The organism is Rhodococcus koreensis (assembly GCF_900105905.1).
Classification (GTDB): domain Bacteria; phylum Actinomycetota; class Actinomycetes; order Mycobacteriales; family Mycobacteriaceae; genus Rhodococcus_F; species Rhodococcus_F koreensis.
The window spans coordinates 3,613,831-3,636,798 of the sequence record NZ_FNSV01000005.1 but is presented as its reverse complement, the minus strand read 5'-3'; the positions used below and the strand labels follow the sequence as shown (position 1 = coordinate 3,636,798).

Annotated in this window: 22 protein-coding genes; 16 read left to right on the top strand and 6 right to left on the bottom strand. The window is 67.5% G+C overall.

Features of this window, described 5'->3' with window-relative positions; genetic code table 11:
* Positions 1-115: 115 nt before the first annotated feature.
* The 14 genes from BLV94_RS21095 to BLV94_RS21030 all read left to right on the top strand — a co-directional run bounded on the left by BLV94_RS21095 (position 116) and on the right by BLV94_RS21030 (position 13,447).
* The gene (locus tag BLV94_RS21095) at positions 116-904 is read left to right on the top strand and encodes an enoyl-CoA hydratase/isomerase family protein (RefSeq protein WP_072942876.1); all 789 of its coding nucleotides are present in this window, start codon (positions 116-118) and stop codon (positions 902-904) included.
* A 38-nt stretch (positions 905-942) separates the two neighbouring features.
* Complete coding sequence (locus BLV94_RS21090) at positions 943-1,320, top strand: Zn-ribbon domain-containing OB-fold protein (RefSeq protein WP_072942877.1); 378 nt, start codon at positions 943-945, stop codon at positions 1,318-1,320.
* Positions 1,320-2,468: a thiolase family protein gene (locus tag BLV94_RS21085; protein WP_072942878.1), complete on the top strand. Its 1,149-nt coding sequence runs from the start codon at positions 1,320-1,322 to the stop codon at positions 2,466-2,468. Before BLV94_RS21090 ends, BLV94_RS21085 begins: the two co-directional genes overlap by 1 nt.
* A 9-nt stretch (positions 2,469-2,477) precedes the next feature.
* Entirely contained in the window at positions 2,478-3,683 is a 1,206-nt protein-coding gene (locus tag BLV94_RS21080; protein ID WP_244163639.1) for an acyl-CoA dehydrogenase family protein, read from the top strand.
* A complete protein-coding gene (locus BLV94_RS21075) occupies positions 3,680-4,642 on the top strand; it encodes a phosphotransferase family protein (RefSeq protein ID WP_072942880.1) in 963 nt (320 codons plus the stop codon). Before BLV94_RS21080 ends, BLV94_RS21075 begins: the two co-directional genes overlap by 4 nt.
* Before the next feature lie 52 nt (positions 4,643-4,694).
* Complete coding sequence (locus tag BLV94_RS21070; protein ID WP_072942881.1) at positions 4,695-5,897, top strand: acyl-CoA dehydrogenase family protein; 1,203 nt, start codon at positions 4,695-4,697, stop codon at positions 5,895-5,897.
* Entirely contained in the window at positions 5,894-6,655 is a 762-nt protein-coding gene (locus tag BLV94_RS21065; RefSeq protein WP_072942883.1) for an SDR family NAD(P)-dependent oxidoreductase, read from the top strand. Before BLV94_RS21070 ends, BLV94_RS21065 begins: the two co-directional genes overlap by 4 nt.
* A gap of 35 nt (positions 6,656-6,690) precedes the next feature.
* Positions 6,691-7,452 carry an SDR family NAD(P)-dependent oxidoreductase gene (locus tag BLV94_RS21060; protein WP_072942884.1) on the top strand — a complete coding sequence of 254 codons (762 nt, stop codon included), beginning with the start codon at positions 6,691-6,693 and terminating at the stop codon, positions 7,450-7,452.
* Between the two features lie 11 nt (positions 7,453-7,463).
* Positions 7,464-8,513, top strand: coding sequence for an NAD(P)-dependent alcohol dehydrogenase (locus tag BLV94_RS21055; RefSeq protein WP_072942886.1), 1,050 nt, complete (start codon positions 7,464-7,466; stop codon positions 8,511-8,513).
* 73 nt (positions 8,514-8,586) lie between these two features.
* Positions 8,587-10,089: a class I adenylate-forming enzyme family protein gene (locus BLV94_RS21050; protein WP_072942888.1), complete on the top strand. Its 1,503-nt coding sequence runs from the start codon at positions 8,587-8,589 to the stop codon at positions 10,087-10,089.
* 87 nt (positions 10,090-10,176) lie between these two features.
* Positions 10,177-10,785, top strand: coding sequence for a TetR/AcrR family transcriptional regulator (locus BLV94_RS21045; RefSeq protein WP_083395629.1), 609 nt, complete (start codon positions 10,177-10,179; stop codon positions 10,783-10,785).
* 74 nt (positions 10,786-10,859) lie between these two features.
* Complete coding sequence (locus tag BLV94_RS21040) at positions 10,860-11,195, top strand: EthD family reductase (protein WP_174705508.1); 336 nt, start codon at positions 10,860-10,862, stop codon at positions 11,193-11,195.
* 11 nt (positions 11,196-11,206) lie between these two features.
* On the top strand, positions 11,207-12,208 hold the full coding sequence (locus BLV94_RS21035; protein WP_072942892.1) for an MBL fold metallo-hydrolase: 1,002 nt from the start codon (positions 11,207-11,209) through the stop codon (positions 12,206-12,208).
* Between the two features lie 207 nt (positions 12,209-12,415).
* The gene (locus tag BLV94_RS21030) at positions 12,416-13,447 is read left to right on the top strand and encodes an NADP-dependent oxidoreductase (RefSeq protein ID WP_072942893.1); all 1,032 of its coding nucleotides are present in this window, start codon (positions 12,416-12,418) and stop codon (positions 13,445-13,447) included.
* 81 nt (positions 13,448-13,528) lie between these two features.
* Here BLV94_RS21030 and BLV94_RS21025 read toward each other — a convergent pair whose 3' ends face one another.
* From BLV94_RS21025 to BLV94_RS21000, 6 genes are all read right to left on the bottom strand, one after another.
* A complete protein-coding gene (locus BLV94_RS21025; protein ID WP_072942895.1) occupies positions 13,529-14,293 on the bottom strand; it encodes an SDR family NAD(P)-dependent oxidoreductase in 765 nt (254 codons plus the stop codon).
* Between the two features lie 45 nt (positions 14,294-14,338).
* Positions 14,339-16,039, bottom strand: a complete 1,701-nt coding sequence (locus tag BLV94_RS21020) for an ABC transporter permease (protein WP_072942897.1) — start codon at positions 16,037-16,039, stop codon at positions 14,339-14,341.
* Positions 16,039-17,205 carry an ABC transporter ATP-binding protein gene (locus BLV94_RS21015; RefSeq protein ID WP_072942899.1) on the bottom strand — a complete coding sequence of 389 codons (1,167 nt, stop codon included), beginning with the start codon at positions 17,203-17,205 and terminating at the stop codon, positions 16,039-16,041. The genes BLV94_RS21020 and BLV94_RS21015 overlap by 1 nt, the downstream gene beginning before the upstream one ends.
* 149 nt (positions 17,206-17,354) lie before the next feature.
* Positions 17,355-18,131, bottom strand: a complete 777-nt coding sequence (locus BLV94_RS21010) for an SDR family NAD(P)-dependent oxidoreductase (RefSeq protein WP_072942901.1) — start codon at positions 18,129-18,131, stop codon at positions 17,355-17,357.
* The gene (locus BLV94_RS21005; RefSeq protein ID WP_072942903.1) at positions 18,128-19,165 is read right to left on the bottom strand and encodes an ABC transporter substrate-binding protein; all 1,038 of its coding nucleotides are present in this window, start codon (positions 19,163-19,165) and stop codon (positions 18,128-18,130) included. The genes BLV94_RS21010 and BLV94_RS21005 overlap by 4 nt, the downstream gene beginning before the upstream one ends.
* Positions 19,166-19,253: 88 nt before the next feature.
* Positions 19,254-19,949 (bottom strand): alpha/beta fold hydrolase, encoded by a 696-nt coding sequence (locus BLV94_RS21000; RefSeq protein WP_072942904.1) that lies wholly within the window; start codon positions 19,947-19,949, stop codon positions 19,254-19,256.
* A 105-nt stretch (positions 19,950-20,054) separates the two neighbouring features.
* Here BLV94_RS21000 and BLV94_RS20995 point away from each other — a divergent pair, with 105 nt between their 5' ends.
* Positions 20,055-21,989 carry an oxidoreductase gene (locus BLV94_RS20995; protein ID WP_072942906.1) on the top strand — a complete coding sequence of 645 codons (1,935 nt, stop codon included), beginning with the start codon at positions 20,055-20,057 and terminating at the stop codon, positions 21,987-21,989.
* 104 nt (positions 21,990-22,093) lie between these two features.
* Complete coding sequence (locus BLV94_RS20990) at positions 22,094-22,963, top strand: branched-chain amino acid ABC transporter permease (RefSeq protein WP_072942908.1); 870 nt, start codon at positions 22,094-22,096, stop codon at positions 22,961-22,963.
* Positions 22,964-22,968: the final 5 nt, after the last annotated feature.

Here is a 22,968-nt window from a genome sequence, read left to right as displayed (position 1 = left end):
CCGGCTGCTGCCGGCCGAATCCGACGCTCTTCGACCCCGCTATTGACGGAACACCTCCCACCCAGTAGAACTGAAGTGAATCCAGTTCAGTTTCATCCCTCGAAAGGACCCCGACATGGTGGACACCGATCACATCGTTCTCGAGAAGGACGGCGACGTCGCCCGCGTGTGGCTCAACCGCCCGCACAAGAAGAACGCGGTCACCGTCGAGTTGCTGCACCGCCTCGACGAGATCATCGTCGAGGTCGACAACGACCCCGAACTCAAAGTGCTGGTCCTGCGTGGACGCGACGGCACGTTCTGCTCGGGATTCGATCTCGACGAACTGCGGGAGAAGTACGTCGGCTCCACCACCGCGATGGATGTCGCGGTGCTGTCGGCCCGGGTGTGCGACCGCCTGTACTCGATGAACACGCCGTCCGTCGCGGTCCTCGAAGGCTTCGTCACCGCGGGCGGTTTCGAGCTGATGATCTCCTGCGACTTCGCCATCGCGGCCGAGGACGCCCGTATCGGCGACTTCCACATTCGCCGCGCGCTGTTCGGTGGTGCGGGCCCGATCTACCGGCTCCCGCGGATGATCGGCATTCGGAAGACCAAGGAGCTCATGCTCACCGGCAAGCTCCTCACCGGCAAGGAGGCGGAGGCCTTCGACCTGATCAACGCTTCGGTGCCGGCCGAAGACCTCGACAAGCTCGTCGCCGAGTTCATCGCGCCGATCGTGGACAAGAGTCCGTTCATGATGAAGCTCACCAAGATGTGCATCGACCGCGGTCTCGACGCGGACATCCAGTCGCTCATGGTGATGGAGCACCTCGCCGTCGGCAACGCGCTGCAGTCCGAGGACGCACGCGAAGGCGTGAACGCGTTCCTCGAAAAGCGTGACCCGGTCTGGGTCGGTCGCTGACCCGAACGCCGCCGACGAATCCCGAGGAGAGATTGACGATGGGCGAGACACATACCGCGCCGGCACTCGGCGCGAGCCGGTGCTCCCACTGCTCGACGGTGGCGTTCCCGGCCACCAGCCTGTGCTCGCAGTGTTCACGACCGGCGATGTCGCCGGTTGCGCTGAGCACACGCGGAACGGTCTGGGCGTACACGGTTCAGCGGTTCGCCCCGAAATCGCCGCCGTATGTTCCGCCGCCGGACGGGTTCTCGCCGTTCGCGGTCGGCTACGTCGAACTCCCCGAGGGAATCAGGGTCGAAGCCGTGCTCGACTGCCACGACTTCGACGAGTTGGACGACGGGGCGCCGGTGACCTTGGTCGCCACGGCACCGGTGCCCCGGTTCGCCACCGACGCATATCTGAAGGAGACCCGCTGATGTCCACCGTGTCGATCATCGGGGCCGGACTGTCGAAATTCGGGCGCCAACCGGACAAGACCGGCCGCGGGCTCGCCCTGGACGCGATCGCGTCCGCCCTGGCCGACGCCGGCATCGCGTGGACCGACGTTCAGGTCGCGTTCGGTGGCAGTGACGGCTCCGGGCTCGCCGACACCCTGGTGTCCGAACTCGGACTCACCGGAATCCCGTTCACCAACGTCAAGAACGGTTGCGCGACAGGGGGTAGCGCACTGGTGTCGGCCGTCAACGCCATTCGTGCCGGCGCCGCCGACATCGCGCTCGCGGTCGGCTTCGACAAGCACCCGCGCGGTGCGTTCGACCCGGCGCCACAGGACTGGGGTCTGCCCGTCGGCTACGGCGAGGCGGGTCTCATGGTCACCACCCAGTTCTTCGGCATCAAGATCGCGCGGTACATGCGCGAACACGGAATCAGCGCCCCCACACTGGCCGCCGTCGCGGAGAAGGCGTATCGCAACGGCTCCCTGAACCCGAATGCCTGGCGGCGTGAACCCATGTCCGCCGAGACGATCGCCGCCGCGGACATGGTCAACGACCCCCTGACCAGGTACATGTTCTGCTCACCCGGCGAGGGCGGTGCGGCCGTCGTCGTGGCGAGCGAGACCGCCGTCCGGCGACTCGGCGGACGACCGGTGCACCTGCGGGGCATTTCGGCGGGCACCCGCCGGTTCGGCTCGTTCGAGGTGTTCGGCCCGTCGATACAGGGCGCGGGTACCCCGTCGAGCGTGAGCACGTCCACCGCGGCGGCCGCATTCGAGCAGGCCGGACTCGGACCTTCCGACGTGGACGTCGCGCAACTCCAGGACACGGAGAGCGGCGCCGAGATCATGCACATGGCCGAATGCGGATTCTGCGAGCACGGCGAGCAGGAAAAGCTGATCGCCGCAGGGGAGACGGAAATCGGCGGGCGGATCCCGGTCAACACCGACGGCGGTTGCATCGCGAACGGGGAACCGATCGGCGCGTCCGGCCTCCGGCAGATACACGAGATCGTCACGCAATTGCGCGGTGAGGCCGGTGCCCGGCAGGTCCCCGGAAACCCGCGCATCGGATTCACCCACGTCTACGGTGCGCCCGGGATCAGCGCCTGCACCGTCCTGTCAGTCTGAGGAAGAGCCATGAATCAAGCAACGATGCCCGGCCTGGACCAGTTCGTGGACGGCGCCCGCGCGTGGCTGCGAACGGTCGCCGAACCGCGCACCCAGATCAAATGGGGGGTGGGACCCGACTCGGTCGCCGTCTTCGAGAACTGGACCGCCGCGCAGGAACGCGAAGAGACCGACCACATCCGGGCGTACGAGCAGACGAAGTTCGACGCCGGCTGGGGTTCGATGAACTGGCCGGTCGAATTCGGCGGACGCGGACTGCCGATGTCCTATGTGCTCGCCTTCCGGCGGGAGGAGAACTGTTTCGACGTGCCCCGCCGAACCGAAATGTTCTCGGTCACTCAGCAACTGGTCGCACCGGCCATCGCCCAGTGGGGAACGCCCGAGCAGTGTGAGCGGTACGTGCGGGCGATGCTTCGCACCGACATCATCGCCTGTCAGCTGTTCTCGGAAACCGAAGCCGGATCCGACCTGGCGGCGGTCCGGACGAAAGCGGTCGAGCGGGACGGCCGGTGGACGATCACCGGGCACAAGGTCTGGACGTCCGGCGCCCGGGTCGCCGACGTCGGGGTCGCGGTGTGCCGCACCGACCCCGACGCGCCCAAACACAAGGGCCTCACCGTCTTCCTGGTCCCGATGGACGCTCCCGGCGTCACCGTCCGGCCGATCCGCCAGATGACCGGGGGCAGTTCCTTCAACGAGGTGTATCTCGACGGCGTCGAACTGTCGGACGACTACCGGCTGGGGCCGGTGGGGCAGGGCTGGCCGGTCGCATTGACCGTGCTGGCCGCCGAGCGCCTCGACGCCGGGAATCTCGGCCTGGCCAACGCGGACCAGGCCGTCGAACTCGCCCGCCACCTGGGCCGGGAGCTGTCCGAGATCGAGCGTGACAAGGTCGCGGATCTGGTGACGCGCAGCTATGTCCAGCGGGTGACGGGAATGCGGGTGGCCGCCGCCGTCGTCGCCGACAAGGACCCCGGCCCGGAGGCGTCGGTGGGCAAGTTGCTCGCCACCGACACCATGGCGCGCACTTCGGAGGTCGTCCGGATGCTGCTGGGGCGCGACCTGATCGCCGACTCGGGCGAGTGGGGAACGTTCGCGTGGACCGAGCACGTGCTCGGCGCACCCGGCTACCGCATCGCAGGCGGCACCGACGAGATCCAGCGCAACATCCTCGCCGAGCGCGTGCTCGGCCTGCCGAGGGAGCCCCGCCCGTGAGTGCAACGATCACCCTCGACGACCGTGTGGCGCGTCGCCTGCGCGAGCAGAACCCGGGCCTGGACGTCGGCCCGCTCGAGCCGCTGCCCGGCGGGCACTCCGGACTGACCTACAAGGTCCGGACCGGTGGGGGCGACCTCGTCGTCAAGGCTGTGCCCGAGGGGCAGCGTCCCATCGGGCGGCACGACATGGTGCGCCAGGCGAGGATCATGGAAACGCTCGGCGCCACAGCGGTTCCCGTGCCCCGCATCGTCACCGTCGACGAGGACGGTCCGGCGTGGTTCGCGATGGAGTGCGTCGCCGGGGAATCCCTCGAGCCGGTGCTCGATACACCGGCGGTCGAACCGGCCGTCGCTGCCGCGCGGATGCGCCGGGCCGCCGAGGTGCTCCCGCTTCTGCACGCGGTGCCCCTCGACACGATCCCGGCCGCCGGTGATCCGTTGTCGCCGGCCGCCGAGCTGGCGCGGTGGCAACGCACCCTGGGCGCCGTTCCCCCCGAACTCGTGAGCGGGGGCGAGGAGTTGCTGCGTCTGCTCGCCGCCGATGTCCCGGACGGGATGGCGCCCACGTTGGTGCACGGCGACTACCGGCTCGGCAACATCATCGCGCGGGGCACGGAGCCGGCGGCATTGATCGACTGGGAGATCTGGAGCCTGGGCGATCCGCGGGTCGAGCTCGGCTGGTTCCTCGTCTTCGCCGACGGTGTGAACTTCCCCGGTGTGGGGCGCGCGGTGCCGAACCTGCCGAGCGAGGACGAGCTGATCGACCTCTACACCGGGGACGCCCCGGCACTGCCGGACATGAACTGGTTCAACGCACTCGGCCGTCTGAAGATGGCGGCGATCATGGGCCACAACCTGCGCAGGCACCGAGAGGGCCGCCACCACGATCCCGATCAGGAACGGCTGCCCGACACCATCTCGCAGCTCATTCGCAGCGGCACCGCACTACTTGCCTGACCACTCTTTCGCGCACCGCTCGAGGCGCTGACAGGAACAGAAAGGACGACACGTGGACTTCGGATACTCCGCACGCACCGAGCGACTGCTCGAGCAACTGCGGACCTTCATGGAAGAGCACGTCTATCCGGCCGAGGCCGTGTACGACGAGCAGATCAGGTCGAACGACAACCCGCACGAACAGCCGAAGGTCATGCTGGACCTGCAGGCGAAGGCACGGGAACTCGGACTGTGGAACCTCTTCATGACGCACGGCGAATGGGGCGCCGGGCTCACCAACCTCGAGTACGCCCCTCTTGCCGAGATGGTCGGACGATCGGTGATCGGCAATGAAGCGATCAACTGCTCGGCACCCGACACCGGCAACATGGAAATACTCGCCATGTACGGCACCCCGCAGCAGCAGTCACGCTGGCTCGCGCCGCTCCTGGACTGCACGATCAGGTCGGCGTTCGCGATGACGGAACCGGAGGTGGCGAGTTCGGACGCCACCAACATCACCTCGACCATCCGCCGCGACGGCGACGAGTACGTCCTGAACGGCCGGAAGTGGTACACCTCGGGCATTCTCGATCCCGACTGCAAGCTCGTCATCTTCATGGGCAAGTCCGATTCCGACGCCCCGACGTACCGGCAGCAGAGCATGATCCTGGTGCCGGCGGATGCTCCCGGCATCGAGGTGCTCCGCGATCTGCCGATGTTCGGCTACCGGGACCGGCTCGGTCACGGCGAGGTCCAGTTCACGGACGTGCGGGTGCCCGCCGACCACATGCTCGGCGCCGAGGGCGACGGGTTCGCGATCGCGCAGGGCCGACTCGGGCCGGGGCGCATGCACTACGCGATGCGGGCGATCGGCATGGCCGAACGCGCCCTCGAGCTGATGTGCCGACGGGTCCTGCAGCGCACCGCGTTCGGGGGACCCCTCGCCGATCGCGGTGTGGTGCGTGAGTGGATTGCGCGGAGCCGGATGGAGATCGACCAGATCCGGCTGCTGGTTCTGCAGTCGTCGTGGCTGATGGACACCCGCGGCAATGCCGCGGCCCGCTCGGAGGTCGCCGCGATCAAGGTGGCGGCGATGGAGGTTGCGCATCGAGTGGTCGACCACGCCGTCCAGGCGCACGGCGCTGCGGGCGTGAGTGACGACACGATCCTGGCCCGGCTGTACGCGATCACCCGGGCACTGCAGATCGCCGACGGCCCGAACGAAGTCCATCTGCGCACGATCGCGCGCCTCGAACTGAAGAAGTACGCATGAACACGACACAGGAGTTGACGGGCAAGGTCGCACTGGTCACGGGCGCGACCCGCGGGCTCGGATACGCCATCGCCGGCGGCCTTGCCGCCGCGGGAGCCACCGTGATCGTGTCGAGCCGCAAGGAGGAGGCGTGCGTCTCCGCGGCCCGTGCGATCGTCCGGGACACCGGTGGAATCGCCGAACCGCTCGCACTGCACGTCGGGAAGTGGGACGCGATCGAAACCGCGGTCGACCACATCGTCACCCGATTCGGGAAGCTCGACGTCGTCGTGAACAACGCCGGCATCGCACCCCTGTCACCGACACTGGAGTCGGTGTCCGAGTCGCTCTTCGACAAGACGATCGAAGTCAACCTCAAGGGACCGTTCCGGCTGATGGCGGTGGCCGGCGCCAGGATGAGCGCGGCCGGAGGCGGTTCGATCATCAACATCTCGAGCATCGGCGCGGTGCGGCCCAGCCCGCCCGAGGCGATGTATGCGGCGTCGAAGAACGGCCTCAACGCGCTGACGATGGCGTTCGCGCAGGAATACGCGCCCCGGGTGCGGGTGAACTGCATCATGCCGGGCGGATTCGCGACCGACATGGCGGCCGACTGGGACGACGAGTTCGTCGGCAAGATCGTCGACCGGCTGCCCGCCGGACGGCTGGGGCATCCGGATGAAATCGCCGGCCTCGTCGTGCATCTGGCCGGGGACCGTGCCGGCTACACAACAGGGGCCGTGATCCCGGTAGACGGCGGACGCACCGCCGTCTACTGACGCGCGTGCCACGAACAGGAGTAGGAGCCAACCACATGCAGGTACCCGAGCTGTTCCAGCTGAGCGGTCGCGTCGCCGTCGTCACGGGTGCGTCGTCCGGACTGGGGATGGGATTCGCGCGGACGCTGGCCGCGGCAGGCGCCACCGTCTACGCGGCCGCCCGCCGCATCGATCGGCTCGAGGCACTGGCAGCGGAGGTCGACACCGTGGTCCCGGTCGAATGCGACATCACCGTCGACGCCGACCGCCGCCGCCTCGTCGACCGCGCCCGCGAGCGAACCGGCCACGTCGACATCCTGGTCAACAATGCCGGCAAGCCCGGACCTCCGAACGCGGAGGACGAAACCGCCGACGGGTTCTCGTCGATCCTCGACGTCAACCTCGCGGCGGGTTTCCATCTGGCCACGTATGCCACGTCGACCGTTCCGGAGGGCGCGGGGATCTCGATCATCAACATCTCCTCGGTGATCGGTCTGGTGTCCACCGCTCCCATCGGCGGTGCGAGCTACGCGGCGTCGAAGGCGGGCATTCTCGGGCTGACCCGCGAGTTGGCGGGTCAGTGGGGCAGGCGGGGCGCCCGTGTCAACGCCGTCGTGCCCGGGTGGTTCGATACCGAAATGACGGACGGACTGTTCGGCAACCAGCGCTCGGCCGACTGGGTGCGCCGCAATACGATGCTCGGCCGCGGTGGCCGGGCGGGCGAGGTGGACGGCGCCGTGCTGTTCCTCGCATCGGATGCTTCTTCGTATGTCACCGGACAGACGCTCGTCGTCGACGGCGGCTGGGCAGCCAGGTAGGCGACAGGACCATGGACATCGAGATGATGCGTGCAGTGCGCCTGACCACCTGGGGCCAACCGGTGGAGGTCCAGCGCGTCCCAGTCCCCGAACCGCGGGGCGCCGAACTGCTGATCGAGGTCCGGGCCGCCGGGCTCTGCCGATCCGACCTGCACGTCATGGACGCACCCGCAGGTGCGTTCGACTACCCGCTCCCGCTCACACTCGGGCACGAGGTGGCCGGAACCGTGGTCGGCGCGGGACCGGACGCCGACAGGTCGTGGATCGGCGAGTCCGTGGTGGTCCACGGTGTGTGGTCCTGCGGGGAGTGCCGCAACTGCAGGCGGGGCCGGGAGAACTACTGTCACGACCTGCGTCCGCGGGCGGACGGCAGGCTCGCGGCGATCGGCAACGGTCTCGGGCACGACGGCGGCCTCGCCGAGGCCATGATCGTTCCCTCGGAACGGTTCGTGGTGCGCACCCGGGGGCTCGCTCCCGAGAGTGCCGCCCCGCTCGCCGATGCCGCCCTGACCGCCTACCACGCGATCCGAACGAACCGGGACCTCGTCGACGGCCACTCGGTCACCGTCGTGGTCGGTGTCGGGGGGCTGGGCCATCTCGCTGTCCAGATCCTTCGCGCTCTCGGCGCCGGCACGATCATCGCGGTCGATCCACGCGAGGACTCGCGCGACCTCGCCCTCCGGTTGGGGGCGGACCGGGCGGTGTGCGAGGTGGCCGATTCCGGCACAGAGCCTCGCTTCGCCGACGTGGTGTTCGATTTCGTGGGATCACCGGCCACGATGGAATCGGCCGCGCAGTTGCTCGGCCCCGGTGGCCGCCTGGTGACCGTGGGCAGCGGGGGCGGCCGGCTCACGGTCGGCAAGGACCTCGGACTGCCGGGCGGCTGGCAGGTCAGCGCCCCGTTCTGGGGAACCCGCGCCGACCTCGAGGCGGTGGTCGATCTCGCGCAACGAGGTCTGCTGAGCGTCGAATCGACGGCGTACCGATTGGACGACGCCGTCGACGTGTACGACCGGCTGCGCCGCGGAGCGATTCGCGGGCGCGCCGTCCTCGTGCCGTGACCGACGACGTCTGCGCAATACCGCGCATGATGACCGAGAATGACAGTGGTTCGCTGAACAGGAGGATTGCGGGATGTGGGAGTTGGCTCGCGAATTCGTTGCTCGCGCAAAGAATTCGCCCGATGAGATCGTGGTCGTCGACGCCTCGGGTGAGTACACCGCCGCGCGCATCGCCGCGGCGGCGACAGAACTTGCCGCACTTCTGGACACCGCTCGCGGGGGTTCGCCCACCGTGCTCGTCCAAGCGGACAACAGCTGGCGGACGCTGACTGCCGCACTCGCCGTCGGTCTGCGAGGCGGCGTCGTCGCAGTGTTCAGCAGGCACGCCACCCCGTCGGAGTTCGCCGTGGCCCTGCACGACATCGCACCCGACGTGGTGATCGCCGACCCCGGGTCCCTTGCGCACTGGGGCGCGTCGGACGACCACTTCAGCGAAGAGGCGACCGCGCTGGACGGCTGGTCGATGCGCTGGTCGCGGACACCGGTCAGCGACGTCGCACGGTGGAACGGCGGAATCGCGATCGCGATGACGTCCGGGTCCACTGGACACCCCAAGTGCGTCGTGCAGTCGGAATCCGCGATCCGTTACGCCTGCCGCTGCACGATCGACGCCGTCGGCCTCGAACCCGGAGACCCGGTCGCCGCGTTCGTTCCGCTGTCGTCGGTGGCCGCATTCTGCTTCGGTCTCTACCTCCCCACGATGCTCGCCGCGCCGATGGTCTGCATGGATGGCTGGAAGCCTGCAACCGCCCTCGAGGTGGTCAGGAAACACCAGGTTGCCTGGACGATGCTCGTCCCGACCATGGCGCTTCAGCTGGCTGTCGCACCCGACGCGGCGGGCGCGCTGACCTCGCTGCGGGCGATGACCGTGGGCGGCGGCCCGATGGACGCCGGTGCGCTCGGTCGCGCCGAGCAGATTCTCGGGACGACGTTCCTGCGGGTGTTCGGGATGTCCGAGTGCCTCGGGCACACCACCCCGCTGCCGTCGGACGCGCCGGACATACGCCTCGGACGGGACGGCAGGCCGTTCCCCGGCACCGTTGTCCGAGCCGTCGACGAGCACGGCGCTCCGCTGCCACCGGGGCGGGTGGGCGACGCTCAGGTCAACGGGCCCTCCCTCTTCGTCGGTTATGCCCGAGCCGGGGTTCCCGCGCCGCCCGGACTCACCGCGGACGGGTTCCTGCCCACCGGCGACCTCGTCGAGATCGCGGACGACGGGAGCATCCGGGTGATGGGGCGGCAGAAGCAGATCATCATCCGCGGGGGCCGCAACATCGACATCAACGAGGTCGAAGCCGCCATCGCTCGCATCCCGACCGTGTCCCAGGTGTGCGTGGTACCGGTGCCGGACGAACTGCTCGGTGAACGCGCCGCAGCCCTCGTCGTGAGCACGGGTGCAGCAATTACCCTCGGTGAGGTGGTTGCGCACCTCGGTGACATCGACTTCCCCAAGTTCAAGTGGCCGGAGTTCGTATTCACGATCGACGATCTGCCGCAGAACCGGGTCGGCAAACTGTCTCGACCGGATGCGGTGGACCTCGCAACACGCCTGCTCGCCGGTAGCGAGACCACCTGATCTCCACCCGACCTGACCTCAGTTCAGGTAGTCTTACCGATACCGACCCGACGACAAATGGATGGGGATCCCGTGTCCGTAGAAGCCATGACGCTCCGCGATGGTCCGCGTTCCAAGCGCGGGCTCATCCTCACGGCCGCAATCGAGCGCTTCGGGGAAGTGGGCTTCGAGCACACGAAGTGGGCGTCGATCGCCGACGAGGTCGGTATCGGCCAGACCGCGCTGTACCACTACTTCGAATCCAAGGCGCACTGCCTGCTGACGATCATGCGTCTCGAACTGGCGCAATCGCTCGAGCGATTCACGACCGCGATCGAGGGCATCGACGACCCGGTCGAGGCGTTGAGCGCCGCCATCACCAGCGCCCTGGAAGCGACCCCCCGCGACGCCCTGCAGCGTCGGATCCTCCAGAGCCACATGGATCTGCTGGCCACGCCCCGTCAGTCCGAGAAAGAAGAAGCCGAGCGCCAGACGTCACGGGCGCTGGTGAATTCGATCGAAGAGGCATGGTCTCTCCTCATCGCGAAGGGGATGGGCGCCGGGGCCTTCGCCGATGCCGATGCGCGTTTGATGGCCCGGCTCGTCCTCGGACTCGTCGTCAGCGTGTGGCGCTGGTACCGGCCCGACGGCGACATGACACTCGACCAGCTCAACCGGCACGTTCGCGACGCCACTCTGCGTATCGTCCGCGCGTGACCCGCGGAGATCGGAGAGTGGCTTTTGCACACCCTCGATAATTGAACCTAATTCATGTCAGTAATGGAGAGATGATGTACAACTTGATCGTCCTGGCCGCCCGTCCGCACGACTGGAGCCACGAGCAGTTCATCCAGTGGTGGCGCGGTGAGCACGCCGACGTGACCTATCCGCTTCCCGGCCTGCGACGCTGGCAGCACACCGAAGTGCTGGACGCGATGGACGACAGGTCCCGGGAGTGGGACGGTGTGTCGATCCTGAGCTTCGACTCCCGCGAGGACCTCGATGCCGCGCTCGCCAGCCCGGAATGGCAAGCCGCAGTGGAGAACGTCGGCAAGATGCGCGGAAAGCGCATCCTCGTCATGGGCGAGGAGAAGACGATGGTCGAAGTGGACAGCGCAACATCATGAGGGCGGGGTGGATGGAGCCGGGCTGCTACGAGGTGGCGCCCGGTGTGCATCGAATACCCCTCCAGATGCCCGGTGACGGTCTCGGGGCCGTGAACGTCTACGCCCTCGAGACCCCGGACGGTCTGGCCCTCGTCGACGGTGGCTGGCGAGTCGGCACGACGTTCGAGGAGATGGAGCGGGCACTGCTCCGGATCGGCCACGGCACCGAGCAGATTCACGACATCTACGTCACCCACGTGCACCGCGACCACTACACGTTCGCCGTCGAACTCCGCCGCCGTCACGGTTCACGCGTCCACCTCGGAGTCGCGGAGGCGGACGGTCTGGCAGCGGTCGGCGCCCTGGGCAGCAACGTTCCGACGGATTCGCTGAACGAACTCCGCCGCGCGGGAGCCCCCGTCCTGGCAGACACCGTCGAGGCCCTGACCGCCGCGGAACCGTTCTACCCCGCGGACTGGGAAGAACCCGACCACTGGCTCGCCGCGGGTCCACTTCCGATCGGCCGGCACACCCTCGACGTCGTGCACACCCCGGGCCACACCAAGGGACACATGGTGTTTCACGACGTGGATCAGGGGCTGCTGTTCAGCGGCGACCATGTCCTGCCCTCGATCACGCCGTCGATCGGCTTCGAGTTGGGCGAGTGGGACCTGCCGCTGGGGCGCTACCTCGACTCGCTGTCCCGGTTGCTCGACCGCCCCGATTCGCAACTTCTGCCGGCACACGGAGATCCGACACCGAGCGTGCACCGTCGAGTAGAAGAGCTTCTCGCGCACCACGACCAGCGATTCGATGCCATGCGCAACGCGCTGATCTCTCTCGGGCAGGGGACCGCGACCGCCGTGGCACACGTGGTCACGTGGACTCGTCGCGAAAGGCCGTTCACCACGCTCGACCCGTTCAATCAGATGATCGCCACCTGTGAGACCCTCGCGCACCTCGACACTCTGGTCGACCGCGGCCGGCTCACCGTCCGAAAACGAGACGGCCACGACGTCTTCTCCGTCGTTTGAGTCGACGTCGTCTCCGTGGTCTGAGTCGACGTCGTCTCCGTGGTCTGAGTCGACGTCGTCTCCGTGGTCTGAGTCGACGTCGTCTCCGTGGTCTGAGTCGACGTCGTCTCCGTGGTCTGAGTCGACGTCGTCTCCGTGGTCTGAGTCGACGTCGTCTCCGTGGTCTGAGTCGACGTCGTCTCCGTGGTCTGAGTGGAAAGGATTCCCGTGCAGAGTCGTGAGCTCACACTGGCACACCATCCCCAGGGGAGGGTTCGACCGTCGGACTTCCGCCTCGACGTGGTGACGGTTCCCGAAGAACTCGGGCCCGGTGACATTCTCGTGCGCAACTCGTGGTCGTCGATCGACCCGTCCGTCAGGATGCGACTCGGCCCCACCGGCCCCGCCGGCTACCTGCCGCCGTTCCGCATCGGGGAGACGCTGACCGGGTTGGCCGTCGGGGAGGTGCTCCGGTCCCGTGCCCCCGGCTTCGCGCCGGGCGACACGGTGCTGCACATCAACGGTTTTCGTGAGTTCGCCGTGCTCCGGCAGGACGGTGACACCCTCGCCGGGGCCGGTGGTGTGACGCGACTCGACATCGGCGAGCACCCGCCGCAGGCATATCTCGGAGCGCTGGGCAGCGCCGGGCTCACCGCGTACGTGGGATTGCACTGCATCGGTGAACTCGCAGGCGGAGACGTCGTGTGGATCTCGTCGGCGGCCGGAGCGGTCGGCAGCCTCGCCGCCCAGATTGCCAAGCTCCGAGGTCACTACGTGGTCGGCAGCACGGGATCCACCGAAAAGGTCCGGTTCCTGCTGGAAGAACTGAATCTCGATGCCGCGTTCGACTACCACACGCCGGACCTGACGCGGGCCCTCGACAGTGCGGCACCCGACGGCATCGATCTGTATTTCGATAACGTGGGCGGAACGCATCTCGGGGCCGCCCTGCATCGCCTTCGGCCGGGAGGCCGAGTGGCCATGGCCGGCGCCGTCGCGTCCTACGACGCCGAGACGGCGGCAGCAGGTCCGGACAACCTCTTTCAGATCGTGTCGAAGAGCCTCACGGTGAAGGGTTTCCGGGCCGGTGCCTACGACCACCTGCTCGGCGACATGCGAGCCGAGGTCGGGGCCTATCTCCGCGACGGGCGGCTCGTGGCCGAGGAGACCGTGTTCGACGGTCTCGAGTCGGCGCCGGACGCGATCGTTGCGATGCTGCGCGGCCGCACCGTGGGAAAGACGCTGTGCCGTCTGCGGTGACGACCCAGCCACACAGCAAACCTGGCCACACAGCAAACATGGCCTCCGCATCGCGCGGAGGCCATGTTCGTGTGCCGGGGTTCAGGCAGCCGTCCACCCGCCGTCGGCGTAGATCTCCGATCCCGTGATGAAGGTGGAGTCGTCGCCGGCGAGGAAGGCGACCGCGGCCGCGATCTCCTCACCGCGCCCGAGTCGGCCCATCGGCGTGCCGGCGAGCATCTCGCGGTGACGCTCGGTGCCCTCCCACCGTTCGAGCAGCGGTGGCGTCGCGATGAATCCCGGGTGCAGCGAGTTGACCCGCACGCCCGCTTTCGCCCAGTGCAGGGCAGCGTTCTTCGTCATCGTGCGGACGGCGCCCTTGGCGGCCGCATAGGCGACACTGTTGCCCAGGCCACCCACGGTTCCCAGGATCGAGCACATGTTCACGATGGAACCGCCGCCGCTGCGTTGGATCAGGGGGCCGGCATGTTTCATGCCCAGCCACGTGCCGGTCTGGCCGATCCCGATCACACGATCCCAGTGCGCTCGGGTTTCGTCCTCGGCTGTTGCGACACTGCCGATGGCAGCGTTGTTGACCAGGGCGTGCACAGCGCCGAACTTTCCCTCGACTGCCGCGACGACCGCCTCCCACTGCTCCTCGGAGGAGACGTCCAGGGCGTGCGCGGCATGTCGCTCGGGCTGGGCGAGAGTGCGGAGCAGGTCGTGGCAGGCCGATTCGTCGAGATCGGTGACGACGACGTGGGCGCCTTCGTCGGCAAGCCTGCGGACTATCTCGACGCCGATTCCACCGGTCGCACCCGTCAGCAGGACGACCTTGTCGCGAAGCCGGTCAGGTCCCACACTCATCTGTACTCCTCGTCATTCGTTCGGATCGGGCAGGACATACCGATATCACAGGTTGCTCAACACGTTCCGGCCACCGACGAGCATCGCGAACACGACGCCGATGCTGGTCACGGCCGTCATGAGCAGCGCCATCGCCGCCACCAGCGGGTACGAACCGTTCTCCCACAGGTCGAACAGCAGCGTGCCCATCACCTGTGTCGTGGCGGCACGGACGAGCAGCGAGGCGGCGAACTCGTGGGTCAGCAGGATGAACATCAAGGCGACGGCACTGAGCACGGTCGGTCTCATCAGCGGCAGGATCACCCGGAGATTGGTGACGAACGGGCTCGCGCCACTGGTCGCCGAGGCCTCGGCGTAGGTCTCCCCGAGCGACAGCATCGCCGTCATCTGCATCCGGGTGGAGAACGGCACCATGAGCACGACGTACACGAGGATGATGACCGCTTTGGTGCCGTAGAGGATCAGCGGAGGCTGCGTGTAGGTCAGCAGGAACCCGACACCGAAGATCACCGCCGGAATGCCCAGGGGAAGAGCCGTGATCACGTCACCGATGGTCCCCAGGACCCGGTGCTTGCGGCCTCGCACGAGCAGAGTGGCGGTGAGATAGCCGATCGGCACGCAGATCGCCACTGCGACGACGGAGGTGAGAAGACTGGTGAACACCGAGTCGACGATGCTCGCCGTCTGGAAGAGTGCCCGGAAGTTGTCGAGCGTGAACAGATTCCAGGACAGCGATTCCGACCAGTACGGAGACACCGCCACGATGGCGAGCCCGATCAGCGGAACGACGAGTGCGAGAATCGCGTACACGGAGATCGCGGCGGCGGCCCAGACCGAGCGACCGGTGTTCGGTGCGAACGCTTTTCCGCCGTGGGTGACGAAGCGCTTCTGATTGCCGAGAAGCATCTTCTGCGCGAGCACGACAACGATTCCGAAGATGACGAGCGGTGACCCCGCGGCCGCCGCGGCCGCGAAATCCGCAGGCGACTCCGACACACGGCGGTACATTTCGGTGGTGAGCACCTTCACACCCGCGTTCTGCCCCAGCAGGAGCGGCCCCGTGAACTGGCCCAGTCCGAGAAGCAGCGCGATTCCGCCGCCGTACACCAGGGACGGGCGGAGCAGCGGAAGCACGACGCGAAAGAACACCCCGAGCGTCGACGAACCGCTGATTTGTGCGGCCTCGAGGTGCTCCGAACTGATGTTCTGCATTCCCGCGCTCACGAACAGGTACACGAACGACGTGAGTCCGAAACCGGTGAGAATGATGATCCACGGCGTGCTGTAGACGTCGATCGGTCCGGAATCCACGGTGTTCCACCAGGGAAGCTTGCGCAGGAGTGCGTTCAGGTACCCCGGCCCCGGAGAGAGGAGGAATGCCCACCCGACCACGTTGGCAACCGCGGGCATCACGATGGGCAGGATGGGGACGATCCGGAGAAAGCTCAGCCGGCGTGGCAGCCTGGTGGCCGCGAACGCGAGCACCGTTCCCAGCACCATCGCGATGGCGAGCGACGTGACGGCGAGGGCGATGGTCGTCCGGATGGTCTGACCGATGTCGTACCGCCCGTACTGGGCCTGATATCCGCGAGCGCCGTCTTGGAACGCCAGCGACTGCAGCCGGAACAGCGGGAGCACGACGAGGTACGCGAGAAACGCCAGCAGCGCGCCGTACCCGAGCCGGGTCCGCCACACCGCGCTGACGACGAGCGGCCGCGCGCTACGGCTCACGGCGACGGTAGCCATCATGCCTCCGATCGGGCTGCGGCCCGAGCGAGCTCGGGAGCGTGCAGATCGACGTGCCCGTCGGGGTGCGGGAACGCCCGTAGTGCGCTGGGGGAGAAGCTGACCACCAGAGGAGATCCCGTGGCGGCGCCGCGCAGCCAGGACCCGTGCCGTCCCGCATCCGCGCGCAGGTACAACCGCTCACCGCCGGCGTCGACCGTCACGTCGAAGTAGCGGCCGCCGTACTCGGAGGTGACGAGTTCACCGGTCAGGCCGACATCGCCCGGGGCGGCCTCGTCGAGCGAACGGTGCAGTGCGAGGTCGTCGGGGCGCATTCTTCCCAGGGCCGCGTCGCCGCCGATGTGTCCGCCCTGGATGCCGGCCGCATCGAGATCTACCGGGGTGCCCGCGCGCGTCGTCCAGCCCTCGTGCCGCCGGACGAGCTCGAGTCGGTTGGCCATGCCGATGAAGGCGGCGACATAGTCGGAGGACGGCGTCTCGTAGACCCGCTCCGGGGTGTCGTACTGCTCGATCTTGCCCGCCTTCATGATGGCGAGCCGGTCTCCGAGCGCGAACGCCTCGGCCTGATCGTGGGTGACGAAGACGGCTGTGAAGCCGAGACGTTGGTGGAGCTGATGGATCTGGGACCGCACCTGATCGCGCAGTCGCGCATCGAGATTGCTCAGGGGTTCGTCGAACAGCACCAGGTCGGGTTGTGCGACCAATCCGCGCGCCACCGCCACCCGCTGTTGCTGCCCACCGCTGAGCTGGGAGGGATACCGGTCGAGCAGGGCCCCGCAGTCCACCATTCCCGCAGCGGTTTCGACCTGGCCGGACGCCATGGCGCTCTTCATCCGGCGGACCTTCAACGGGTACCGGATGTTCTCCCGCACCGTCATGTTCGGCCACAGCGCGTAGGACTGGAAGACCATGCCGATGTTGCGTTTGTACGCCGGAACATTGATCCGGGCCGATGCGTCGAAGACGGTGTGGTCCTTGAACGTGATCGACCCGCCCTCGGGTGTCTCGAGGCCGGCGATGCAGCGGAGCGTGGTCGTCTTCCCACAACCGCTCGGGCCGAGCAGGACGAGGAATTCACCGTCCTCGATGTCGAGGTCGAGCTGGTCGACGATGGTGTTGGACCCGAAGGTCTTGGTCAGGTTGGAAACCCTGAATTGCGATGTCACCTGGCACCTGCTTGGTTGCGAGTGGTTTGTCTTGGAGGGCGTCCGTCCGGCTCCCGGGTTCGGAGCGCCGGTCGGAGATAAAGTGAATTCAGTTCATTTCAGCGTAGCGGTGGGAAGCCCGGCGGGCAAGGAGTTGCCCGGCCGGGCCGTCACGACGACGAGAGCTTGGGAGTCCTGGCGCCCGCCGACGTTCCACCGTCGATCATGAGGTCGGTGCCGGTGACGTAGCTGCTCTCGTCGCCCGCGAGGAACAGGATGGCCTTCGCCACCTCGAGCGGCAGACCCCGGCGCTGCATCGGAATGCTTTTCACATACGCATCCACGTCGTCGTCGGCGAAACCTGCGCCCGCGGTGATGGCCGTGTCGATACTGCCCGGGCACACCGCGTTGACCCGGATGTTCTTCTCCGCGAACTCCAGCGCCGCAACGCGGGTCAGGGCGCGAACGCCGAACTTCGACGCGCCGTACGCACCGAGTTCGGCGGTCGCGAGGACACCGCGCAGCGAGGACAGGTTGACCACCGACCCGCCTGCGGTCATCGCGGCGCCCGCGGCCTGCAGTCCGAGGAACGTGCCCACCAGGTTGAGATCGATCATGCGTCGCAACTCGGCGAGCGAGGTGTCCATGATCGACGCCTTGGACGCGGCGCCGGCCGAGTTGACGAGAATACGCAGCGGGTGGCCGCGGTCCGCCATCTCGGCGGTCACCCGTGACCAGTCAGCTTCGTCGGTCACGTCCAGATGCCGATAATGGGCTCTCGCACCGAGTTTCGCCGCGACGCTGTTGCCCAGGTCGTCGTCGACGTCGCACAGGTACACCGTCGCGCCGTGCGCATGGAAGAGTTCCGCGGTCGCGGCGCCGATTCCTCGTGCCGCACCGGTGACGAGAGCGCAGGTGTCACGCAGTCGCGCATCGTCTGAAGTCACTGGATGAATCGCTTTTCCCAGTCGGCCTGGTATTCGGTGAGCGATTCGGGCGTCAGATCGGACGGGTTGGGCAGTGCGATGTCCTGGGCCCGCGCGACGCTGCCTTCGATGCCGGGAAGGGCGCTCGCATAGCCGAGCGACAGCGCCTTCTGGCCGGCCGGGGTGACCATGAAGTTCGCCAGGACCTGAGCCGCATTCGGGTGCGGCGCCGCGGACAGGGCATGCGTGAACCAGGGTGTTCCCCACGGCGGCGTGGGCAGAGCCCAGTCGACGGGCGCACCCGATTCCTTCTCCCGCACCAGGGGTTGCACCACCGGGGTGGCGACGATCTCGCCGGACGTCAAGGCCTGGGCGACTCCCAGCGCGCTCGGGTAGATGCGCGGTTTCAGTTCGGCGAGTTTCTGGAGATAGTCGGGGCCGAAGTTCTTTTCGAAGAAGCGGTAGAAGTCGACGTAGGAGGCGATACCGGACGGGTTGACGATGCCGATCTTGCCCTTCAACGCCGGGTCGAGGAGGTCTTCCGGCTTCTGCAGGCCGCCGGGAAGTGCTGTCGTGTTCCATCCGAGGGAGAACACCGCCGCGCTGGTCAGGAAGAACTTGTCGGAGATGATGCTCTTCTGTGGTTCGTACTCCGGCGTGTCGAACGCCGGGCCGACGAGGTCGGCCGAGTACGTGCCCGACTCCGCGGCCGTCTCGATCCAGGCGGAGTCGGTGAGCATGTGGACGTCGGCCGTGCCGCGTTTCGTCTGATTCTCGACCTCGACCTTCGGGTTGATGTCGGCGTCCGTTCCCCGGACGTATTCGAGGGAGATCTCGGGATACTCCTGCTCGAACGCCACTTTGAGCGCCTCGAGATTGGCGGGATTCTGGCTCGAGTACAGCAGTACGCTGCCTTCGCTCTTGGCTGCCGCGACGACGTCGTCCCACGTCCCCGACACTGGTTGACTGACACCGGACCCGCCGGATCCGCAGGCGGCGGAAGCGAACGCGGCGACCACCGCGACCGCCATCAGCTTTATCGGCACACTTCTCATGGCATGAACGTCCTTCCGGAATCGGTTCGCCGGATGCGAAACCGTGTATTTGTTTTGCGGAGCGAGGGATCGAATGCGCGGCGACGGCCTACGACGAGAGCCTGTGAAGCAGCGCGGCGACCTGATCGGGAATCGTCACCATGGCCATGTGGCCGGATTCGAGAAAGACGGTATCGCCGCCGACGACGGCGGCCGATCGCTCCTGCAGTTCGGGCGGATAGCAGGCGTCCTTCGTCAACCGTACGTATGTGCGGGGTATGTCGGCCCGAAGGCCGGACAGATCGACGGACTCGGTGAGTAACGCGGCGGAGTCGTCGACCAGCTGGTCGATCATCCAGCCGGTCTGCTCGGCGTCCATGTCGTTGCAGAGCATCGCTGTGGCGCCCCCGGGATCCTGGCGATAGACACCGCCTTGTACCGACTCTTCCACTGTGGCGCGGACGTCCGGGTCGATCTGGTCGAGCACTCGCGTGCCGTCGGCCGGGACGACGGCGGAGAGGAAGACGACGTGCCGCAGTCGGCCCGCGAGCGCCGGCATGGCCGGCGTGGCCGTCACTCCGGCGAATGAATGTGCGACCAGAACGATGTCCTCGAGGTTCGCCGCCTCCACATCCTCGACGACGGCCGCGGTGCAGTCGGCGAGGGTGACGGACCGCGGGTCGGCGGACCGGCGTCTACCCCGTCCGGGGAGATCGACTGCGAGAGTGTCGCCTTCGAGCAACGGCAGGAGTGGGTCCCAGCAGGAGGCGCCCATTCCTGCGCCATGGATGAGAACGAACGACATGATTCCCCTCAAATTGAACTGATATCAGTTTGAATCTAAAGAAGTTACCGTGTGATGTCAATCACCTGCTAGCGTGAAGTGAATCCAGTTCAGTTAGGAGCATTCATGACGTCTCCACGTGCTGCTCGGCCGCTGCAGCTCGGCCCGCTTCGGTTGGCGAACCGACTCGTCGGGACGGCGCACGCCTCGGGAGCCGTCGCCGGCGGTGTCCCGTCGCCCGGCGACGCAGACTACTGGCGCCGCCGGGCAGCGGGCGGGGCCGCGATGCTGATCGTCGGCGGCACCGTGGTGTCACCGAACTCGGTCAACCGCAACGGCAACATCACCGAGGCCTGGCGTCCGGAAATCGTCGCAGGCCTCGAGGCCCGGGCACGGGCGATCACGGAGGAGGGGGCCGTGGCGGCGTGCCAACTGGTCCACCTCGGTCGTGAAACGCTCGGCGCCGAACTGTGGAGCCATCCCGTGGGACCGACCGTCGTCCGCTCGCCTCGCGAACCGACGCGTCCCCGCGCACTCGGGCCCGCCGAAGTCGACGGGATCGTCGACGCCTTCCGCACATCCGCTGTTCACGCGTGGTCCGCCGGATTCCCCGTCGTCGAACTGCACGCAGCCCACGGATACCTGCTGGCGCAGTTCCTCTCGCCGGTCACCAACTTCGGCCCCGACGCCACGACGGTCTCGCAGCGGGTGCGGATCCTCGACCGCATCGCGGCCGCGGTCCGCGACGCGTGTCCCGGTCTCGTCCTCGGTGTGCGCGTCTCCGCAGAAGGGGGCGAAGAAGCCGGCCTCGGCATGGACGGGCTGTGTGAGCTCCTTCCGTACCTCTCCGGCTTCGACTACGTCAACGTCACTGTCGGCGTCCGCACCACCTACGTCCGGGACATGGCCGTCACCGACCCGCCGCTGCTCGATGCGGTCGGACGGCTGCGCGCGGCCACCGCGACACCGCTGCTCGTGTCACAGTCCTTCCGCACCGGTGCGTCCATCGACACCGCCCTGCGGTCGGGTGCCGACCTCGTCGGCGTGGCACGACCGCTGATCGCGGACCCGCACTTCCCGCGGAAGATGCTGACCGGCCGGGAATCCTCGATCCGCCCGTGCGTGTCCTGCAACGAGGACTGCCGGGCGTTCGACCCGGTCCTGCTCTGCTCGGTCAATCCGGAACTCGCTCCGCCGGGCGAGTCCGCACGCCCGGCGTACCCGCTGACCCTCGGCCCGACGCGCCGGTCCACGGACCGGCGCCGGATCGCCGTCGTCGGTGCGGGCCCGGCCGGGCTCGAGTGCGCGACGCGGCTCGGACCCGACCACGACGTCACCCTCTTCGAGGGTCGCGACCGGATCGGGGGCCAGCTCGCGATTGCCGCGGGCGCACCACACCGCAGCGGCTGGCGTCGCCTCCTCGACTACTACTCCGACAACCTGTCGGGGGTGACGATCCGGCTGGGCCACCGGGTGAGTGCCGCCGAGCTGGAGGGCTTCGACGACGTGGTCCTGGCGGTCGGGGCCGAGGAGACGCTGCCCCGTGAAGCGGCAGGAACGACGTCGCTGCTCACGTCGCAGGCACTGGCCGGGGGAGGGGAGCCCCTGCGCGGCGCCGGCCACGTCGTCGTGGTCGACGACGGATTCGGGCTCTGGCCCGCGGCGAGTTCGGTCGAAGCCGCACTCGCCGCCGGCGCCGACCTCGTGACGGTCCTGACGCCGGCCGCGGCCTTCGCGTCGGGCCTTCCCGCAGAGGGACGCGTGCAGTATCTGCGCCGGCTGTCGGGCCAACCGGTCGACGTGCGCGTGCTGTCGTCGATCGTCTCGGTCTCCGACGGCTCGGTCGAGTTCGAGAGCACGCTGTCGGGGGCGAGGACCCGCCTCCACGCCGACCGGGTCGTCGTCGCCGGCGAGCGGCGCCCGGCCGACTGGTCGCTCCTCGCGCCCGACAACCCACGCGTACACGTCATCGGCGATGCGCTCGTCCCACGCAAGGTCGCACACGCCGTCGCCGAAGGCCATGCTGTCGCCCGTGAGTACTTGTTAACCGCCGGCGGTTAACAAGTACTCACGGGGGCAGCGGTGTGGTTGCGCTCACACTCGCGGTCCCTTAGGTTACTGAACTGAAGTCAACTCAATTCGAATCGGCCGCCCTCGGAGGCATCGTGGATCAGTTGTTCATCACCTTGACCACCGGCATCGCCAACGGTGCCGTGTACGGTCTCATCGGACTCGGATTGGTCATCATCTTCCGATCGACCGACGTCATGAATTTCGCAATGGCATCGCTGTCCACTCTCGCCATCTATGTCGCTCTCAGTGCATACGGGGCCGGCGTGGGCATCGTCGTCGCACTGGTCGTCGCGGTCGTTTTCGGAGCCCTCAGCGGAGTCGTGGTGCGGGAAGCGCTGATCCGTCCACTGGGGCAGGGAAAGCTCTTCGCCGCGCTCGTCGTCACGATGGGCTTGTCGATCATTGTCGAGCATCTGATCGGCCAGTACTGGGGAGAGCAGCCGCGACGCTTCCCGCAGCTCATCGACGGCACGATCTCGATCGGCAACTCGAATCTGATGCTGCAGGACATCGCCACGATCGTCCTCGCCGCGCTGGCCGTGTCGGCCATTGCGTACCTCTTCACGCGTACGCCGCTCGGATCTGCGATGCGCGCGGTCGCCGAATCTGCCGAGACCGCCGAGATCATGGGCATCAACGCGCACAAGGTCGCGCGGACCGCCTGGGCTCTCGGCATGGCGCTGGCGGTGCTGGGAGTCTTCCTGTACGCCCCGAAAACCGGGGTGTCGCCGGTGATCCTCGCCCCCGTGTTGTTCCGTGCTTTCGCAGGCATCCTGCTCGGTGGTCTCACAAGCATGTACGGCGCCGTCATCGGTGGGCTCATCATCGGTGTCCTGGACAACCTCGCTGCAGCCTATATCTCCGCCAGCTTCCGCGACACGTTCGTCTTCTGCGTGGCTGTGCTCGTGCTGCTCATTCGTCCCCAGGGCATCTTCGGCCGCCAAACCTTCGAGAGGGTCTGATATCC

Bases quoted from the DNA above. Each gene is read 5' to 3' on its own strand.
- BLV94_RS21095 (WP_072942876.1), top strand. From the start codon at position 116: ATGGTGGACACCGATCACATCGTTCTCGAGAAGGACGGCGACGTCGCC.
- BLV94_RS21020 (WP_072942897.1), bottom strand. From the start codon at position 16,039: ATGGCTACCGTCGCCGTGAGCCGTAGCGCGCGGCCGCTCGTCGTCAGC.
- BLV94_RS21080 (WP_244163639.1), top strand. From the start codon at position 2,478: ATGAATCAAGCAACGATGCCCGGCCTGGACCAGTTCGTGGACGGCGCC.
- BLV94_RS21035 (WP_072942892.1), top strand. From the start codon at position 11,207: ATGGAGCCGGGCTGCTACGAGGTGGCGCCCGGTGTGCATCGAATACCC.
- BLV94_RS21065 (WP_072942883.1), top strand. From the start codon at position 5,894: ATGAACACGACACAGGAGTTGACGGGCAAGGTCGCACTGGTCACGGGC.
- BLV94_RS21005 (WP_072942903.1), bottom strand. From the start codon at position 19,165: ATGAGAAGTGTGCCGATAAAGCTGATGGCGGTCGCGGTGGTCGCCGCG.
- BLV94_RS21060 (WP_072942884.1), top strand. From the start codon at position 6,691: ATGCAGGTACCCGAGCTGTTCCAGCTGAGCGGTCGCGTCGCCGTCGTC.
- BLV94_RS21090 (WP_072942877.1), top strand. From the start codon at position 943: ATGGGCGAGACACATACCGCGCCGGCACTCGGCGCGAGCCGGTGCTCC.
- BLV94_RS21050 (WP_072942888.1), top strand. From the start codon at position 8,587: ATGTGGGAGTTGGCTCGCGAATTCGTTGCTCGCGCAAAGAATTCGCCC.
- BLV94_RS21085 (WP_072942878.1), top strand. From the start codon at position 1,320: ATGTCCACCGTGTCGATCATCGGGGCCGGACTGTCGAAATTCGGGCGC.
- BLV94_RS21000 (WP_072942904.1), bottom strand. From the start codon at position 19,949: ATGTCGTTCGTTCTCATCCATGGCGCAGGAATGGGCGCCTCCTGCTGG.
- BLV94_RS21055 (WP_072942886.1), top strand. From the start codon at position 7,464: ATGGACATCGAGATGATGCGTGCAGTGCGCCTGACCACCTGGGGCCAA.
- BLV94_RS20995 (WP_072942906.1), top strand. From the start codon at position 20,055: ATGACGTCTCCACGTGCTGCTCGGCCGCTGCAGCTCGGCCCGCTTCGG.
- BLV94_RS21045 (WP_083395629.1), top strand. From the start codon at position 10,177: ATGACGCTCCGCGATGGTCCGCGTTCCAAGCGCGGGCTCATCCTCACG.
- BLV94_RS21025 (WP_072942895.1), bottom strand. From the start codon at position 14,293: ATGAGTGTGGGACCTGACCGGCTTCGCGACAAGGTCGTCCTGCTGACG.
- BLV94_RS21040 (WP_174705508.1), top strand. From the start codon at position 10,860: ATGTACAACTTGATCGTCCTGGCCGCCCGTCCGCACGACTGGAGCCAC.